Annotated in this window: 14 protein-coding genes; 9 read left to right on the top strand and 5 right to left on the bottom strand. The window is 57.5% G+C overall.

Annotated elements, in window-relative coordinates; translation table 11 throughout:
- Positions 1-74: 74 nt before the first annotated feature.
- Complete coding sequence (locus tag J2W46_RS19200; protein WP_020070801.1) at positions 75-269, bottom strand: DUF2905 domain-containing protein; 195 nt, start codon at positions 267-269, stop codon at positions 75-77.
- 16 nt (positions 270-285) lie between these two features.
- The gene (locus J2W46_RS19205) at positions 286-1,476 is read right to left on the bottom strand and encodes a class I SAM-dependent methyltransferase (protein ID WP_310355499.1); all 1,191 of its coding nucleotides are present in this window, start codon (positions 1,474-1,476) and stop codon (positions 286-288) included.
- Between the two features lie 13 nt (positions 1,477-1,489).
- Here J2W46_RS19205 and J2W46_RS19210 point away from each other — a divergent pair, with 13 nt between their 5' ends.
- From J2W46_RS19210 to J2W46_RS19250, 9 genes are all read left to right on the top strand, one after another.
- Positions 1,490-2,308: an SDR family oxidoreductase gene (locus tag J2W46_RS19210; RefSeq protein ID WP_288828513.1), complete on the top strand. Its 819-nt coding sequence runs from the start codon at positions 1,490-1,492 to the stop codon at positions 2,306-2,308.
- A gap of 66 nt (positions 2,309-2,374) precedes the next feature.
- The gene (locus J2W46_RS19215; RefSeq protein WP_020070804.1) at positions 2,375-2,770 is read left to right on the top strand and encodes a dihydroneopterin aldolase; all 396 of its coding nucleotides are present in this window, start codon (positions 2,375-2,377) and stop codon (positions 2,768-2,770) included.
- A gap of 3 nt (positions 2,771-2,773) precedes the next feature.
- The gene (gene ttcA, locus J2W46_RS19220; protein WP_310355501.1) at positions 2,774-3,748 is read left to right on the top strand and encodes a tRNA 2-thiocytidine(32) synthetase TtcA; all 975 of its coding nucleotides are present in this window, start codon (positions 2,774-2,776) and stop codon (positions 3,746-3,748) included.
- 129 nt (positions 3,749-3,877) lie between these two features.
- Positions 3,878-5,239, top strand: a complete 1,362-nt coding sequence (gene glmU, locus J2W46_RS19225) for a bifunctional UDP-N-acetylglucosamine diphosphorylase/glucosamine-1-phosphate N-acetyltransferase GlmU (RefSeq protein ID WP_310355502.1) — start codon at positions 3,878-3,880, stop codon at positions 5,237-5,239.
- A gap of 61 nt (positions 5,240-5,300) precedes the next feature.
- On the top strand, positions 5,301-7,118 hold the full coding sequence (gene glmS / locus J2W46_RS19230; protein ID WP_310355504.1) for a glutamine--fructose-6-phosphate transaminase (isomerizing): 1,818 nt from the start codon (positions 5,301-5,303) through the stop codon (positions 7,116-7,118).
- 975 nt (positions 7,119-8,093) lie between these two features.
- The gene (locus J2W46_RS19235) at positions 8,094-8,867 is read left to right on the top strand and encodes a reverse transcriptase domain-containing protein (RefSeq protein WP_310355505.1); all 774 of its coding nucleotides are present in this window, start codon (positions 8,094-8,096) and stop codon (positions 8,865-8,867) included.
- Positions 8,868-9,362: 495 nt separating this feature from the next.
- On the top strand, positions 9,363-9,665 hold the full coding sequence (locus J2W46_RS19240; protein ID WP_044021441.1) for a DUF4031 domain-containing protein: 303 nt from the start codon (positions 9,363-9,365) through the stop codon (positions 9,663-9,665).
- A 73-nt stretch (positions 9,666-9,738) separates the two neighbouring features.
- Entirely contained in the window at positions 9,739-10,800 is a 1,062-nt protein-coding gene (locus J2W46_RS19245; protein ID WP_310355506.1) for a thymidylate synthase, read from the top strand.
- A 32-nt stretch (positions 10,801-10,832) separates the two neighbouring features.
- Positions 10,833-11,765 carry an alpha-glutamyl/putrescinyl thymine pyrophosphorylase clade 3 protein gene (locus J2W46_RS19250; RefSeq protein WP_310355508.1) on the top strand — a complete coding sequence of 311 codons (933 nt, stop codon included), beginning with the start codon at positions 10,833-10,835 and terminating at the stop codon, positions 11,763-11,765.
- Here the strand turns inward: J2W46_RS19250 and J2W46_RS19255 are convergent.
- From J2W46_RS19255 to J2W46_RS19265, 3 genes are all read right to left on the bottom strand, one after another.
- Complete coding sequence (locus tag J2W46_RS19255) at positions 11,762-12,862, bottom strand: ImmA/IrrE family metallo-endopeptidase (RefSeq protein ID WP_310355510.1); 1,101 nt, start codon at positions 12,860-12,862, stop codon at positions 11,762-11,764. The two genes, J2W46_RS19250 and J2W46_RS19255, sit on opposite strands and share 4 nt — an antisense overlap.
- Positions 12,852-13,250 carry a hypothetical protein gene (locus J2W46_RS19260; RefSeq protein WP_310355511.1) on the bottom strand — a complete coding sequence of 133 codons (399 nt, stop codon included), beginning with the start codon at positions 13,248-13,250 and terminating at the stop codon, positions 12,852-12,854. The genes J2W46_RS19255 and J2W46_RS19260 overlap by 11 nt, the downstream gene beginning before the upstream one ends.
- Before the next feature lie 290 nt (positions 13,251-13,540).
- Positions 13,541-14,902 carry a hypothetical protein gene (locus J2W46_RS19265; protein ID WP_310355512.1) on the bottom strand — a complete coding sequence of 454 codons (1,362 nt, stop codon included), beginning with the start codon at positions 14,900-14,902 and terminating at the stop codon, positions 13,541-13,543.
- Positions 14,903-15,023: the final 121 nt, after the last annotated feature.

Consider the following 15,023-nt stretch of genomic DNA (forward strand, 5'->3'; position numbering starts at 1 on the left):
GGGTTAGTGCACCGACGGTGTGTCGTGAAAGAACTTGCAGAGCTATCGCTGTAGTGATCAACCGCGCGGCGGCTTCACAGGAGCCTCGCGATAAGCGACAGCAACATCGACAGCAACAACGTCGACATAAACGGAAAGTGATATTCGCGTCCGAACAGACGCACGCTGACGTCGCCGGGCATTCGTCCAATGCCGAGCTTTCGAAGCCACGGCCAGCAAGCCGACAGCACCGCGAGGGCAACGAAGGTAGTCAACAGCCAGCGGATCATTGCGGGTACCCCGGCATTACAGCGTGTGCGACCGGTCGCCGCTGGAAAACGCCTGCAGCGTGTCTTCCAGTCCGCGTGAGAACGCGATCACCTTGAATAGCTCGCCCATTTCGGCCTCCGACAACAGCTTCTGCACCGCGTTCGCCGCGGGCAAAAAGCGCGCTGTGTCGGCGGGATCGATTTCGGACAACGCATCCGTAATGCCCGCGTTCAGCAGAAAGCGGGCATGCGACGTGAAGCCCAGCAGGTCGGCTCCGGTTTCAACGCCCGCTTCGGCGATACCCGTGAATTCCACGTGCGCGGTGATGTCCTGCAAGCCAGGATAGACAAAAGGATCGCCATGCGCGCGATGCCGGTAGTGGCACATCAGCGTGCCTTGCGCGCGCTGCGCATGGTAGTACTCGTGACGCGGAAAACCGTAGTCGATGAAAAACGCCGCGCCGCGTGCGAGCATCGTGCAGATGGTGCGCGTGAAGGCGCGTGCGGCGTCGTGCGTTTCGGCGAGGTAGTCGCCGCCGCTCGTGTCGATTTCGGACAGCAATGCCATATCGGCGGATGCGGAAACCGGGCGGTCTTCGAATGCGAACCACCCGTCGCGCCATGCAACGCCGCGTTCGCGCCAGGCGCCGTCGACGGAAGCAAAAAGCCGCACCGGCATCGCGTCCAACACTTCATTGCCGATCACCACGCCCTCGAAGCGCTCCGGCAATGCGTCCAGCCAGCGCACTTTGCCCGCGAGTAAAGGCGCGGCGGCGTCGATGGTTTCACGCTGACGCTCGCGCAATTCTCCTGACAGATCGACGATCGAATAGCTGTCGAATTCAGCGCCGAGCGCGGCGAGCGCGTTCAGCAAACCGGCCGCGAGTTTGCCGGTGCCGGCGCCGAACTCCATCACGTTGCGCGTACCGCTTGCGTGCAGCGCTTCGGCGACGGGACGCGCCAGCGTGGTCGCGAAGAGCGGCGATAATTCGGGTGCCGTGACGAAGTCGCTGCCGTCGTCGCCGCGCAAGCCGAACTTGCGGGCGCCGCCGCTGTAGTAGCCGAGTCCGGGCGCGTACAGCGCGCGTTCCATATAGCGATCGAACGGCAACCAGCCGCCGGCCTCGTCAAGCTCCGCTCGAATGAGCGCGACGAGCGCTTCGGACTGCGCGAGCGCGCTCGGGCCGGGAGCAGGTAAACTATCGGGTTGGTGAGCTTTCGGATTCATTCCCGCATTGTAAATGACCGCTTCTATCGACACCGCCGCCGCCCGCGAGCCCGAAACGCCGCGTGTCGTCCTGATTACCGGCGCCGCGCGCCGCATCGGACGTTCGCTCGCGCTCGGCTTCGCCGCGCGGGGCTGGGACGTGGCCGTCCATTACGGCGCGTCGCGCGGGGAAGCTGAAGAAGTGGTCGCCGAAATCGCACGCATGGGCCGCCGCGCGGTGGCCTTGCATGCGGAACTGAGCGACGAGGCTCAGGTCGCGGCCCTGTTGCCGGCCTGCACCGCGGCGCTCGGCCGGCCGGTTTGCATCGTCAACAATGCGTCGAGTTTCGAAGAAGACACGCCTCGCAACGTCGGCTACGACCTGCTGCTGAAGCTGACCGCGATCAACCTCGGCGCGCCGCTCGTGCTGGCTCGCATGCTGTTCGACGCGACGCCGCAAGCCGCGCATGCCGACGAAACGCAGCGCAGTGTCGTGATCAACGTGCTGGACCAGAAGTTGTACAACATGAATCCGGACTACCTGTCGTATACGCTGTCGAAGGCGGCATTGCAGACAGCCACGATCGCGCTCGCGCAGGCGTTGGCGCCGAAAGTGCGTGTAGTCGGACTCGCGCCTGGTCTGACAATGCAATCCGCCGATCAAACGGCGGAGAGCTTCGCGGCCGCTCACCGCGTGACGCCTTTGGGCCGTGCGTCGCGGCCGGAGGATATTGTGGCCGCCGCACTGTATCTCGCAGACGCAACCGGCGTCACAGGAACGACGCTGGTGGTCGACGGCGGGCAGCACCTCGTGCCGCTGCCGCGCGACGTGATGTTTCTAACGGGTTTTTAATGGGTTTCTAATGGGCGCCTGAAGCGCCCTTTGCGTGCCCCCACGCTCTTTTGGACTGGAACGAACATGTTTGCCGCTCTTTCGCATCCCCGGCTCGCCGACTGCCGCCGGCTCTTTCTGCGCAATTACGAAGTGCACATCAACATTGGCGTGCACGACTTCGAGAAGCGCGGCGAACAGCGCGTCGTCATCAACGTCGAACTGTTCGTGCCGCTGGCGCTTTCCACGCCGGTGCAGGACAAGCTGGATGAAGTGGTCGACTACGACTTCATGCGTTCGACCATTTCGCGCCGCGTCGAGCAAGGCCATATTCACTTGCAGGAAACGCTGTGCGACGACCTCGTCAAGGCCATGCTCGAACATCCGCAAGTGCGGGCCGCGCGCGTTTCGACAGAAAAGCCGGATGTCTATCCCGACTGCGACGCGGTGGGCGTCGAAGTTTTCCGCATCAAAGAGGATTGAGCCATGAATGCTCCGGAAATCATTGACGACACCACGCCCGCGACCCGTCAGAAGTCGCCGCTCACGCGCCGCGAGCAGAAGGAAGCGTACGAGAACAACAAGCTCTTCAAGCGGCTTGCGCGCCAGGTCGGCGAGGCGATCGGCGACTTCAACATGATCGAGGACGGCGACAAGGTGATGGTCTGCCTGTCGGGCGGCAAGGACAGCTATGCGATGCTCGACGTGCTGATGCGGCTGCGCGAGCGCGCGCCGATCAACTTCGACATCGTTGCGGTGAATCTGGACCAGAAGCAGCCGGGCTTTCCCGAGCACGTGTTGCCCGAGTATCTGAAACAGCTCGACATACCGTTTCACATCGAAAATCAGGACACGTACAGCATCGTCAAGCGGCTCGTGCCGGAGGGCAAGACCACCTGCTCGCTGTGTTCGCGGCTGCGGCGCGGCATTCTCTATCGTGTGGCGGGCGAACTGGGCGCGACCAAGATCGCGCTCGGCCATCATCGCGACGACATTCTGCAAACGTTGCTGCTGAACATGTTCTACGGCGGCAAGCTGAAGGGCATGCCGCCCAAGCTGCAATCGGACGATGGCAAGAACATCGTGATCCGTCCGCTCGCCTACGTGAAGGAAACCGATCTGGAAAAGTATGCGGAATTGCGTGAATTCCCGATCATTCCGTGCAATCTGTGCGGCAGCCAGCCGAATCTGAAACGTGCGGAGATGAAGGCGCTGATTCGCGATTGGGAAAAGCGCTTTCCGGGACGCATCGAGAATATGTTCAACGCGTTGTCGAATGTCGTGCCGTCGCACTTGATGGATCACAAGCTGTTTCCGTTCGCGGGCCTGCGCGCGAACGGCGAGGCCGATCCGCAGGGCGACATCGCATTCGACGAAGAACCTTGCTCGACCGACGCCGATAACGGCGCGCCGCTTGGCGCCGCGCGGCCGATCTCGATTGTCCAGTTCGACGATCTTTGATTCGAACGCTCGCAAAAATGGCGTCTGCGTGCTGCCTTTCGCTCGCAAAATGGCCGCTTTCGCGGTCATTTTGACAAGTGCGTGCATGATAGAATCGACGGCTCCAAACTCCGTCTATATGCCGACGCCATGAACATCGTGATTTTGGCGGCAGGCACCGGTAAGCGCATGCGGTCCGCGCTTCCCAAGGTGCTCCATCCCCTGGCTGGCCGGCCGCTTCTCGCTCATGTCATCGAGACTGCACGCACACTGAAGCCCACGCGGCTCGTCGTGGTGATCGGTCACGGCGCGGATCTGGTCCGCGAAACCGTTGCCGCGCCCGACGTGCGGTTCGCCGTGCAGGAACAGCAACTCGGAACGGGCCACGCGGTGCAACAGGCTTTGCCGCTACTCGATCCGTCCGTGCCTACGCTCGTGCTCTATGGCGACGTGCCGCTCACGCGTGCAAGCACGCTGCGGGCGCTGGTAGAACGCGCCGGCCAGCATGGCTACGGCGTCCTCACCGTGACGCTTGCCGACCCGAGCGGCTACGGCCGCATCGTGCGCGATTCGCAGGGCAAGGTGTCCCGCATCGTCGAGCAGAAAGACGCGAACGCCGATCAGCTTCTGATTGCCGAGATCAACACGGGCATTATCGTTGCGCCCACCGAGCGTCTTGCGGGCTGGCTCGCCGCGTTGAAGAACGACAACGCGCAAGGCGAGTTCTATCTGACCGACGCGGTCGAAATGGCAATTGAAGCGGGCCTCGAAGTCGTCACCACGCAGCCTCAGGACGAATGGGAAACCTTGGGCGTGAACAGCAAGCAGCAGCTTGCCGAGCTGGAGCGGATTCATCAACGCAACGTGGCTGACGCACTGCTCGTGTCCGGTGTGACGCTTGCCGATCCGGCGCGCGTGGATGTGCGCGGCACGCTGGAGTGCGGCCGCGACGTGTCGATCGACGTGAACTGCGTATTCGAAGGCAGCGTAACGCTGGCTGATAACGTGACGATCGGGCCGAACTGCGTAATACGCAACGCGACCATCGGCGCGGGTACGCGGGTCGATGCGTTCACGCATATCGAAGGCGCGGAAGTCGGCGCGAATGTCGTGCTCGGGCCTTATGCGCGGTTGCGCCCGGGCGCGTCGTTGCACGACGAATCGCATGTCGGCAATTTCGTCGAGGTGAAAAACGCGGTGCTCGGCCGCGGCTCGAAAGCCAATCACCTCACGTATATCGGCGACTCGGATATCGGTGCGCGAGTGAACATCGGCGCGGGCACCATCACGTGCAATTACGACGGCGCGAACAAATCCCGCACGATCATCGAAGACGACGTTTTCGTCGGTTCAGACACGCAACTGGTTGCGCCTGTGCGTGTGAAGCGGGGCGCGACGATCGCGGCGGGCACCACGGTCTGGAAGGACGTCGAGGCAGACTCGCTGGTCCTGAACGACAAGACGCAAACCAGCAAGACGGGCTACGTACGCCCGACTAAAAAGAAGAGTTGATGGAACGGCCGCGGGGCGACGTGCGCCCTGCAAGCTTCCAGCACTGAACGAGGAACAGACCATGTGCGGCATTGTTGGCGCGGCAGCGCAACGTAATATCGTCCCCGTCCTGATCGAAGGACTGCGGCGCCTCGAATATCGCGGCTACGACTCTTGCGGCGTTGCCGTGCTGGGTGAAGGCGGCCCGGCGCGCGCTCGCAGCGTGGCGCGCGTCGCCGATCTCGACGATCAGGTACGCGACAGCCACTTGGGCGGCATCACCGGTATTGCCCATACGCGCTGGGCTACGCATGGCGCGCCGGTCACCGACAACGCTCACCCGATCTTTTCGAAAGATGCGCTCGCGTTGGTACACAACGGCATCATCGAAAACTACGAATCGCTGCGCGAAACGTTGCGTGGCAAGGGTTACACGTTCGTCTCGCAGACCGACACAGAGGTTATCGCGCATCTGATTCACAGCCTTTATCGGGGCGATCTGTTTGCGGCTGTGCGCGAGGCGGTCGCGCAACTGCACGGCGCCTATGCGATCGCGGTGCTGCATAAAGACCAGCCGCATACCGTCGTGGGCGCGCGGCAGGGCTCGCCGCTCGTGGTGGGACTCGGCGACGGTGAGAACTTCCTTGCGTCCGACGCGCTTGCGCTCGCGGGCAGCACGGAGCGCTTCATTTTTCTGGAAGAAGGCGATGTCTGCGAATTGACGCTCGAGGGCGTGCGTATTGCCGACCGCGAGGGCAACGAAGTGCGCCGCGAGGTGCGTCAGGTCGCGGCATACGGCGGCGCGGTGGAACTTGGCCCGTACCGTCACTTCATGCAGAAGGAAATCTTCGAGCAGCCGCGCGCGATCTCCGACACGATCCCGCAATCGGATTCGTTCGAAGCCTCGCTGTTCGGCGAAAGTGCCGGGAACGTGTTCGCGGATATCGACAATCTGCTGATCCTCGCGTGCGGCACGAGCTACTACTCGGGGCTCACCGCGAAATACTGGCTCGAGTCGATCGCCAAGATCCCGACGCAGGTGGAAATAGCCAGCGAGTATCGCTACCGCGAGTCGGTGCCTAATCCCAGGTCGCTCGTGGTCGTGATATCGCAGTCCGGCGAAACCGCTGACACGCTTGCAGCGCTCAAGCATGCGCAGGCGCTTGGGCATCGGCATACGCTCGCCGTGTGCAACGTCGGCACTAGCGCGATGGTGCGCCAAACGGAATTGGCGTTTCTCACGCATGCGGGCCGCGAGATCGGCGTTGCGTCGACCAAGGCGTTCACGACGCAACTGGTTGCGCTGTTCGTGCTGGCCGTCACGCTCGCGAAGCAGCGCGGGCGCGTGAGCCCGGAGCAGGAAACCGAATACTTGCGACAGCTTCGTCATTTGCCCGCCGCGCTGAACAGCGTGCTGGCGCTGGAGCCGCAGATCATCGCGTGGTCGGAAGAGTTTTCGCGCAAGGAACATGCGCTATTCCTCGGCCGCGGAATGCATTATCCGATCGCGCTCGAAGGTGCGTTGAAGCTGAAGGAAATTTCGTACATTCACGCCGAGGCTTATCCGGCTGGCGAACTGAAGCACGGACCGCTTGCCCTCGTCACCGAGGCAATGCCCGTCGTGACTGTCGCACCAAACGACGCGTTGCTCGAAAAGCTCAAGTCGAATATCCAGGAAGTGCGCGCGCGTGGCGGCCAACTCTACGTTTTCGCCGACGCGGATACGAAGATCGTCAACGACGAGGGCATCCACGTAATCCGGATGCCGGAACACTACGGTCTGTTGTCGCCGATTCTGCACGTGGTGCCGCTGCAGTTGCTGGCGTATCACACGGCTTGCGCGCGAGGCACCGACGTGGATAAGCCGCGGAATCTCGCGAAGTCGGTGACGGTGGAGTAAGAGGGGTTGGCGGAGCTTTGTGGTTGTGTTCGCGCCAAATGAAAGCGTTCCGAGGCCTCTCGTAAAACCGTTCCGTGGAGGGGGCCAAAATTCCCTCAAAGCCTTTCTGGATAAGGCGCGGAACGCTTTTTCTGTGCTGTGTGTATTCAGCAAAAAATCCGGGCTCGCGACCTCCAGTTTTGAGAGCAATCGCAGGGGGAGAACCGCCACGGAACGCTTCTTCTCGCTCGGTATAGGCGGCGCAGCCTCTTGCTGCAGCGGTTGCTGAGCGGAATCTGGCGAATTCGGTGACGGTGGAGTTGGAGGGGACCCTGAGTCGGAGTTGTGCTGAGTTGCATTAATTTCGGTTACGAGGCCTCGATTTAGTTTCGGTTACGGGGGCTCTTACCTGCCGCTGAGCCTTACCTGACAGGACGTAGCCAGAATTAATGTAAAAAGGGCGCTGGAGCTTTTTCCAGCGCCTTTTTTTTGCGCTCACACCCTCGATTTCCTTTCGCAGCTTGCTCGCTCCCGGAAGGCGGCGCCTCGCTAGCCGCTCCCCACAAGACCACGCGGTGGTGACCCGAGCACCGCAGGGACTACCTACCTTCCGCACTCGTAATCAGCCGCCCGCACCTAAAATCACGCGTTTTTACCGATTGCGCATTTTTCAAGTCATATTTACTTGCGCGTTTCGGTGCATTTTGGTAGTGTTTATCTTCCCGGCGATAGGCACCATGTTGGCGCCTATCCTCCATTGCGTCACTATGTGATATCGCGATATAGCATTGCGGATAATATTTCCAATATGCATATCAGTTTTGATTTGTAGTCATTGCGCACAGCGCTAGACAAGCCGGGATTGAATGGAGAAAGCTGCTATGAAAAAATTTACTTTCGTACAGCGTCTAGTTCTTGCTCTGATTCCCTTTGCGACCGAACTCGTTCGGCTCGCAGAGGACATCGTCAAGAACATGACTGCTAATTATAAAAATTATGGAACCTCGTTGGGATTCCAAGTTTGAGCTGAAGCCTGGGAAGTGGGTCTTCGTTCCCAATGGCGACACGATAGAGCTTGGGGCAAAAATCAAAGACGAACTACGCGAACGCTGGAAGGCGCCCGCGTACTACTACCATCTTCGTCAGGGTGGCCACGTTGCAGCGTTGAAGGCCCACCTTGGGCAGACCTGTTTTATTCACGTCGACATCGAGAACTTCTTTCAGCGTATAAACCGCAGCCGGGTAACTCGTGTCCTGAAAGGGATGTACAGCTATGCAGAGGCTCGAGATATTGCGAATCTCTCGACGGTCCGATTGCCTGAGGATGTGCAAAAGCGCTACATACTGCCGTATGGATTTGTTCAATCCACTTTGCTTGCGAGCATCTGCCTCCGTAAAAGTGCACTGGGCAATTACCTGAAACAGCTCTCTGCGACCGACGGCATTGAGGTAAGCGTTTATGTTGATGACATAATCATTTCTCTGAACGACGAAGCACTGGCGGAAAATATTTTCGCTGACGTTAAGCGCATGGCCGAGAAGAGCGGTTTCGATTTAAATCAAAAGAAAGAGCAGAGACCGGCTGACAAAATCAGCGCTTTCAATATCGAGTTGTCGCAGAATTCTCTGCATGTATTGCCTGACAGGTGGCACGCGTTTCTCGATGCGATGCGTCAAGACGGGAATCCCCATCGACACCAAGCCATCCTCGGGTATGTAGACTCGGTGAACCCGGCTCAAGCCAATCAGCTTCAGGCAGAGATGCTCTGATACCTCCGCATCGGATTAGGCGTGACACCTTGACCGAGCGTGCCAGCGCCTCGAACAAGTTCAGCTAGTTAGTGCGGCAAACGAGCCAATCCAATCAGGTTCTACTGGGAGCACGGGGCGGCTGCCAGCCTGCAACGGGTCCGACATAAACTTTTATGTCTTGCGCGAATTCCTTCTGCCTGTCAGGTGGGCCGAGGTAAAGAACTGCGGTGCAGCTCTTCGCTAGCTCTCGATAAATCTCTGGGTCAGTCGCGCACCCGACTCGCCACAAGATGCAGTCGAAGTGCGGCGCTGGTGACTCCAACGAAAGCGTCGATGTAGATTTTCTGCCCGGAGTATGCTCATGGATGAGTTCCTCGGGTGTGAACTCTCTTTAGGCCGAGCAGGCATGCATCATTCTGCGGATACGGATAAGCGTTAGGACGTTTTTTCCGGTTTCGGGTATCATATCCGGAGAGTAAGGGAAAAATAAAAGCTTTCTGCGAGGGAGAGACCGTGGCGGTCTATGTAGATAACGCTCGAATAGCGTGGCGTGGCCGCCAGTGGTGCCATTTGGTTGCCGATTCGCTCGATGAACTGCATGGCTTCGCGAAGTCCTTAGGATTGAAGCGCGGTTGGTTTCAAGCGAAAGCGTCGTTGCCACACTACGACGTGACTGTCGAAGTTAGAGACTTGGCGATGAGTCGGGGTGCCATGCAGGCCGACCGACGCACGCTCGTCTCGCGTGGCCGCCAATTGAAACTCGAACTTCATGAATCGCTCGCAAGAGCAAATGCTCAGTTGAGGCTGTTTGACTGAGATTTGAGTTTCGTGCTGTCTAATTTTTTCGGCTTCGCAGGCGATAGACCGCGCCTAGCTTGCTGCCCTCGCCATGTACCTGACTGCAGACACAATCGATGACCTGCTGAATAAGGTTTATCGTCGCCTTCTGAGAAAGCGCGGTGCCGGTGACATCGTTCCCACGAAAGGCGCCAATACCGAAATATACGGTGCGCTTTTACTCTTAAAAAACCCGCGGGCCAGGCTAAGCCAGAGCGAAAGAAAAAATACTGTTTTCAGCTGCCTCGGCGAATTCCTCTGGTACCTATCCGGGTCTAACAAACTGGACTTTATCCAGTATTACATCAAGTCATACTCGGAATTTTCTGACGACAACGAGACGATTTTCGGCGCCTACGGCCCACGCTTATTCGGCTCCGATAAGGCCCCGAACCAAGTACAGAACGTCATTGAGACGCTCCGAGCAAGCTCCACATCTCGCCGGGCCGCCATTCAGCTCTACCATGGCGAAGACCTTGCCCAAAATCTCGAGAAGAGGCGCAAGGACCTTCCGTGCACATGCACGCTGCAATTCACAGTCAGAGACCATCAACTACACGCAATGGTCATGATGCGTTCGAACGATGCGTTCATGGGACTGCCGCACGACATCTTCGCCTTCACGATGCTGCAAGAACTCATCGCCCGCTCTTTGGGAGTTGAGGTCGGACAATACAAGCACGCGGTCGGCAGTCTTCATCTTTATGCAACGGACATACAGTCCGTGCTCGACTACCTCGACGAGGGTTATCAAGAGCGCGTTTTGATGCCTCACATGCCGGCAGAAGACCCTTGGCCGACGGTAGCGAAGGTACTGGAGGCAGAGCGCATGGTCCGACAGGGGAAGCAGCCAGAACTCGACCAGCTTCCGTCGTACTGGGCGGACCTAGCGCGGTTGTTGCAGGTATATCGCTATTCCCGCAAAGGGGCCCGCCAAGCTGACCGAGAAAAGCTGGCCGACATTAAGGCGCAAATGACCACCGACGTCTACGACTTGCACATCGCAAAGCGTCAGCGACAAGCGCCCATGCCTGTTCCGTCTACCCCGCTGTTGTTTGATGGCGCAGCACTTGATGCTCAGCAGCCAGCGAGCGCCGACTCAAATAAACGATAGTTGATAGAAACCACACGTTCGACGGCTCACACATGAAGAATCCTGTTCTCACAAAAAAGCTCGACGCTATCCTTTCCGCCTACCGTCTCGACGGTAAAGTTCTACCGGGAATATCAAAAGTTGAAGAGCGCGAGGCCTTGGTCGCCCAAATCGTCGACAGCGTCGCACGCATCGACTACGTAAAGCTAATCGCAAAGCGCCCAATCTCGCTCATGCGTCTTGACCCAAAGAACGCCGAGATGTTTGACCCATTGCGCGCTGCCATTCATTACATGCGCAGTGGCAACGTTGACGAGGCGTTTTGGCTGGTATTTCTTTTCGTTGTTTGCGGCAAGCACCTGACAAAAGGCTATGGTCTTCTGCGAATGGTCTACGGCGCCTACAACGACAAATTTACTTGGACTTGGGAGAAATTCTCGAAGGACCCAGGCCAATTCACATTGTGGCTTCATCAGCATCTGGATGACATCGAAGCTCAGAAGCAAGACTTCCCGTTCGGGAACCACCGCAAGTTTGAGAGTCGACGGGAGCTTGACATCGTTCTCAAGAGCTACGCCGAATGGATTGGCCCGAAACGGTCACATGCAGCCTTCATCGCAGATGCAAAAGCAAAGGCAAAATGTGGAAACGACCCGAAGAAGTTGTTCGACTATTTGTACAAAAGAATGAAGGCGGTCAAGCAATTTGGTCGAGCAGGTAAGTTTGATTATCTGACAATGATTGGCAAGGTCGGGCTTATCGACATTGAGCCGCCGTCAGCTTATATGGTCGGCGCAACGGGCCCTGAGCGCGGTGCACGCCTGCTTTTCAGCGGAGCGGTCGACAACAAGACATATTCGAAGAAAGAGCTGGATGTACTCGCAATCCAACTCGGAAACGCTCTGGGCGTCGGTATGCAAGTGATTGAAGACTCAATTTGCAACTGGCAAAAGAGTCCTGCGAAGTACGAACCATTCCGGGGTTAAACGGCGTTCCACTTATAACGATTTTTCAAATTGTTATAGATTTTTTGGCTGACCAGTCCACGGAACTGCATCTGTCCAACGACAATGCCATACGATACGCCAGCGTCCCGAGCGAGACGCATGATGCCCTTGAGCGACTTCGACGCCGTCGGTAGACGTGCCTGGAGATGAAGGGGAATAAGTTGCTCCGTAGCAAACTTATTAGCCTCATCTTCCTGGGGAGACATTGGCCCGTCCGAGGTCTCGAGAATCATCAGGTCTGCGTCCCAGTGCAAAACTAGGTGTCCCGCTTCATGGAAGAAGGAAAACCAGAACTGGTCATCACTCAGGTATCGGAACGACAGCAGTAGGACCGCTTTGTCGGGGCCACCAAAAAAAGTAGCTCCGCTCGCGCGGCAACCTTTCGGGGCCTTCACAACGACAACTGCGACGCCAGCCTCAGCACAAAGCTGCTGAAGCTTCGGTAAAAATTCCGATGGGCTGGGAATGTTAGTCAGTGCCCGAATCTTCGAAAGCTGATATTCAAAGAGCGCGGGACTCCACTTTTTGCACTCGACCTTTTCTGCTTCAAGCTCACCACGGCGCAGCCACACGGCAGTCGCGACCTCGTCCTCCTCGAACGTCGCGCTCGTACGAAACGCGGCCGCGCCTTTCGTATCTGAGTACGTACGACGCCAAGCATCGAGGTTCGGAACATCGAAGAACTCAAGGCATCGACGAAGCTTCTCCCGCTTGTCCCTGGTCGGCTCGACCCACCCGAGTTCCTGCATCTGTTTTAAGGGCAGACTCCTGAGCCACGCCTGATACTCGTCGCTTTCCGGGTCAACACTGTCCGCAAGCTCAGCCAGTTGCTCTCGATACTGTTCTTCACGACTCAGCCAGAATCCAGCCGAACCACCCAGTTCGGCGGCGAGACGAGCTGCTATGCGAGCCGTAAGTGCACATTTCCCCTGAAGGAGACTATCAAAGTCTTCATCAGACATATCGACCGAATGCGCCATGCGCGCCAAAGCTATGCCTCGCGATTCCATCAAATCGCTGATGGTGCGACCTGGCGGAACCGCCCACATCGGTGCGAATTCGGCTTCAGCTCTCATGTGTACGCTCGATTGATAGGATTTTGACGCGCGTCACTTGCGCCCAGTCCAACGCCCCCGGAGCACCAGGAGGAGGTCTATTGTTTGCCACCGCAAGCATACGGTATCCCCCGGCGATGAAGATAACAATCCGGTCGTGCACCGTCTCGTCAAAGCGTCCGAAGCCAATCTCAACGAACTCCGTCGGTGAGTTCGCCGCACGCAAGTCCGCTAGCCGAGCATGGATTGACGGCCCAGCGACTTCCCCGTACTTCCGCTTTGCCGAAACTGTGCTCTCACACACCTTCCGGAGCTTCTCGTCTTGAAACGCCAGTTTTATGGGCATCTTATTGGCTATGCCGGCGGCCGAGAAGCTGGCCAGCCTGAACGCTCGCATGGCGAGTGTCATCGTCTTGATGGATTGCGCGAACTTGAGGGGAACTGCAAGCCATTGGCTAGAGAACCCTGACACACGCTTCAAGCGCGATATCTTACCAATAATTCAGTATAGGCCGACGGCGCGCAATTGAGACGGTAGTTTTCCGGCTTGCGGCCGTGGCATTTGGCCAGCCAGACTCACAGACAGTCTCGCCCCCTGTTACGACGTCGCGGACAACACGGTTTGAGCCGGGTGAGCGGCCATGCTGCGAGAAACGATACAACAAGCATCGAAGCTAGCCTATTCTGCCCTGTCTCACATCAACTCTGTGCCACCCTACCTCCGCCCAAAAATTTCGAAGTGGCGATGCCGTATTCGCATACCTCATAACTCTCTTCATCTTGAAGGGAAAGCCACGGAGTGCTGGCACATTGACGAGGCTCACGTATTCTAAGTTCATGCCCACAACTGGTATAGAACGGGCACCGTGATGGCTTAGGATTTGGCTCGCCGGATTTGTAGTCTTCGCTCAGATACGCATACATATAGTGGAACGTAGCATAGAGAAGTTTTCTTTGAGCGAGAGCCTCTTTGTCGTTGGCTGGGTCACCTGCAAGAAACTTCACTTTGTCTTTCTGAACGCAGTGCTCATCGCCTTTGCTTTCGAGAAATAGCATCGGTGCACCGTAGCGCGAGCGCGCTGCAATCCAATCCTGCTTCTTTCCGATGCCAGTGGCTACAAACTCGAGTTCAAAAAAAAGGTCATCTTTGCGAAAAGCCAAATTCTTACGCAAAGTCGCTGTGAGTCTGTGCACGGCATAGGTCATTCTCTCGTCTTTATCGAACGCTTCTTCAAACATTTTTAGTGTCGCGAGAGCTTCAGGAAGAAGTCTTTCGAACAATTCTATTGCGGAAGTCCGCACTGCTGCCTCTCCGTCCTCTCCTGTTATGCATGCAGCCTCACCACACCTGAGCATTTCAACCAGCTTCTGAGGCGGGTCGGGAAACTGGAGCGCCGCGAGCGTTGCCAACAAGACGCATCGTTGAGAAATCCGCGGAGATATAGCTTTGGCCAGGCTCTGGACGAGGAAGTAAGGGGCATAAGGTGGAACGCGCAAAGCCTCGCCCAAAGCTAATGCAAACAACTCCTCAAGTTGGTACGCAGCGCTCTCTAGTATTTCATGAGTACCAATGCGAACCGTGCGTTGCACAGGCTCGCCTTTTACTGGAACCTTGACTTCTGCCTCGCAGACTAGAACCGTTTGACGTCCGTGACCCAGCGGCTCGGAAGTTATATTTACTTCAGTAAATTGAACCTCACTTATGTGAAGTTTTTCTGGCAAGTCGTTTGATTGTGCACTCCGGAAGCCCGCCATATATCTCACATCTGCATCGAGGTCCGCGAGCATATCGGCTCTCCGCGGAGGCTCATCGTCGCTCGCGCCATCTCGCCAAAAGATATATCGGAAATTCGACCAGAGCTTCAATAGCGTAGAGAGGCTCGCCAAGCCGTGAATCGTTGATATGTTGTGCAGATAATGAATCCACTCGTGGAAGATGAATGCCTTCTCGGAGGCGGTCAACAAAGCATCCGGTTGCTTCTCGTCCAACGCTGCTTCGAGGTAAGCAGGAAGTATCATCACCTGCATATCCGGACGATATTTTGCACCAGATTCGGACATTTTTTTGTTTCCTCAATGGATTGACAACTCTGTGAGCCGTCGACTTTATGAATCGAGTCTGTGCCGATGCTTTCAAAGCATTCTTCGGCCGAGTATTTGATACAGTTCCAACTCTTTTGGA

It is taken from the genome of Paraburkholderia strydomiana (genome assembly GCF_031456815.1).
GTDB lineage: Bacteria > Pseudomonadota > Gammaproteobacteria > Burkholderiales > Burkholderiaceae > Paraburkholderia > Paraburkholderia caledonica.

Bases quoted from the DNA above. Each gene is read 5' to 3' on its own strand.
- J2W46_RS19200 (WP_020070801.1), bottom strand. From the start codon at position 269: ATGATCCGCTGGCTGTTGACTACCTTCGTTGCCCTCGCGGTGCTGTCG.
- J2W46_RS19205 (WP_310355499.1), bottom strand. From the start codon at position 1,476: ATGAATCCGAAAGCTCACCAACCCGATAGTTTACCTGCTCCCGGCCCG.
- J2W46_RS19210 (WP_288828513.1), top strand. From the start codon at position 1,490: ATGACCGCTTCTATCGACACCGCCGCCGCCCGCGAGCCCGAAACGCCG.
- J2W46_RS19215 (WP_020070804.1), top strand. From the start codon at position 2,375: ATGTTTGCCGCTCTTTCGCATCCCCGGCTCGCCGACTGCCGCCGGCTC.
- ttcA (WP_310355501.1), top strand. From the start codon at position 2,774: ATGAATGCTCCGGAAATCATTGACGACACCACGCCCGCGACCCGTCAG.
- glmU (WP_310355502.1), top strand. From the start codon at position 3,878: ATGAACATCGTGATTTTGGCGGCAGGCACCGGTAAGCGCATGCGGTCC.
- glmS (WP_310355504.1), top strand. From the start codon at position 5,301: ATGTGCGGCATTGTTGGCGCGGCAGCGCAACGTAATATCGTCCCCGTC.
- J2W46_RS19235 (WP_310355505.1), top strand. From the start codon at position 8,094: ATGGAACCTCGTTGGGATTCCAAGTTTGAGCTGAAGCCTGGGAAGTGG.
- J2W46_RS19245 (WP_310355506.1), top strand. From the start codon at position 9,739: ATGTACCTGACTGCAGACACAATCGATGACCTGCTGAATAAGGTTTAT.
- J2W46_RS19250 (WP_310355508.1), top strand. From the start codon at position 10,833: ATGAAGAATCCTGTTCTCACAAAAAAGCTCGACGCTATCCTTTCCGCC.
- J2W46_RS19255 (WP_310355510.1), bottom strand. From the start codon at position 12,862: ATGAGAGCTGAAGCCGAATTCGCACCGATGTGGGCGGTTCCGCCAGGT.
- J2W46_RS19260 (WP_310355511.1), bottom strand. From the start codon at position 13,250: ATGACACTCGCCATGCGAGCGTTCAGGCTGGCCAGCTTCTCGGCCGCC.
- J2W46_RS19265 (WP_310355512.1), bottom strand. From the start codon at position 14,902: ATGTCCGAATCTGGTGCAAAATATCGTCCGGATATGCAGGTGATGATA.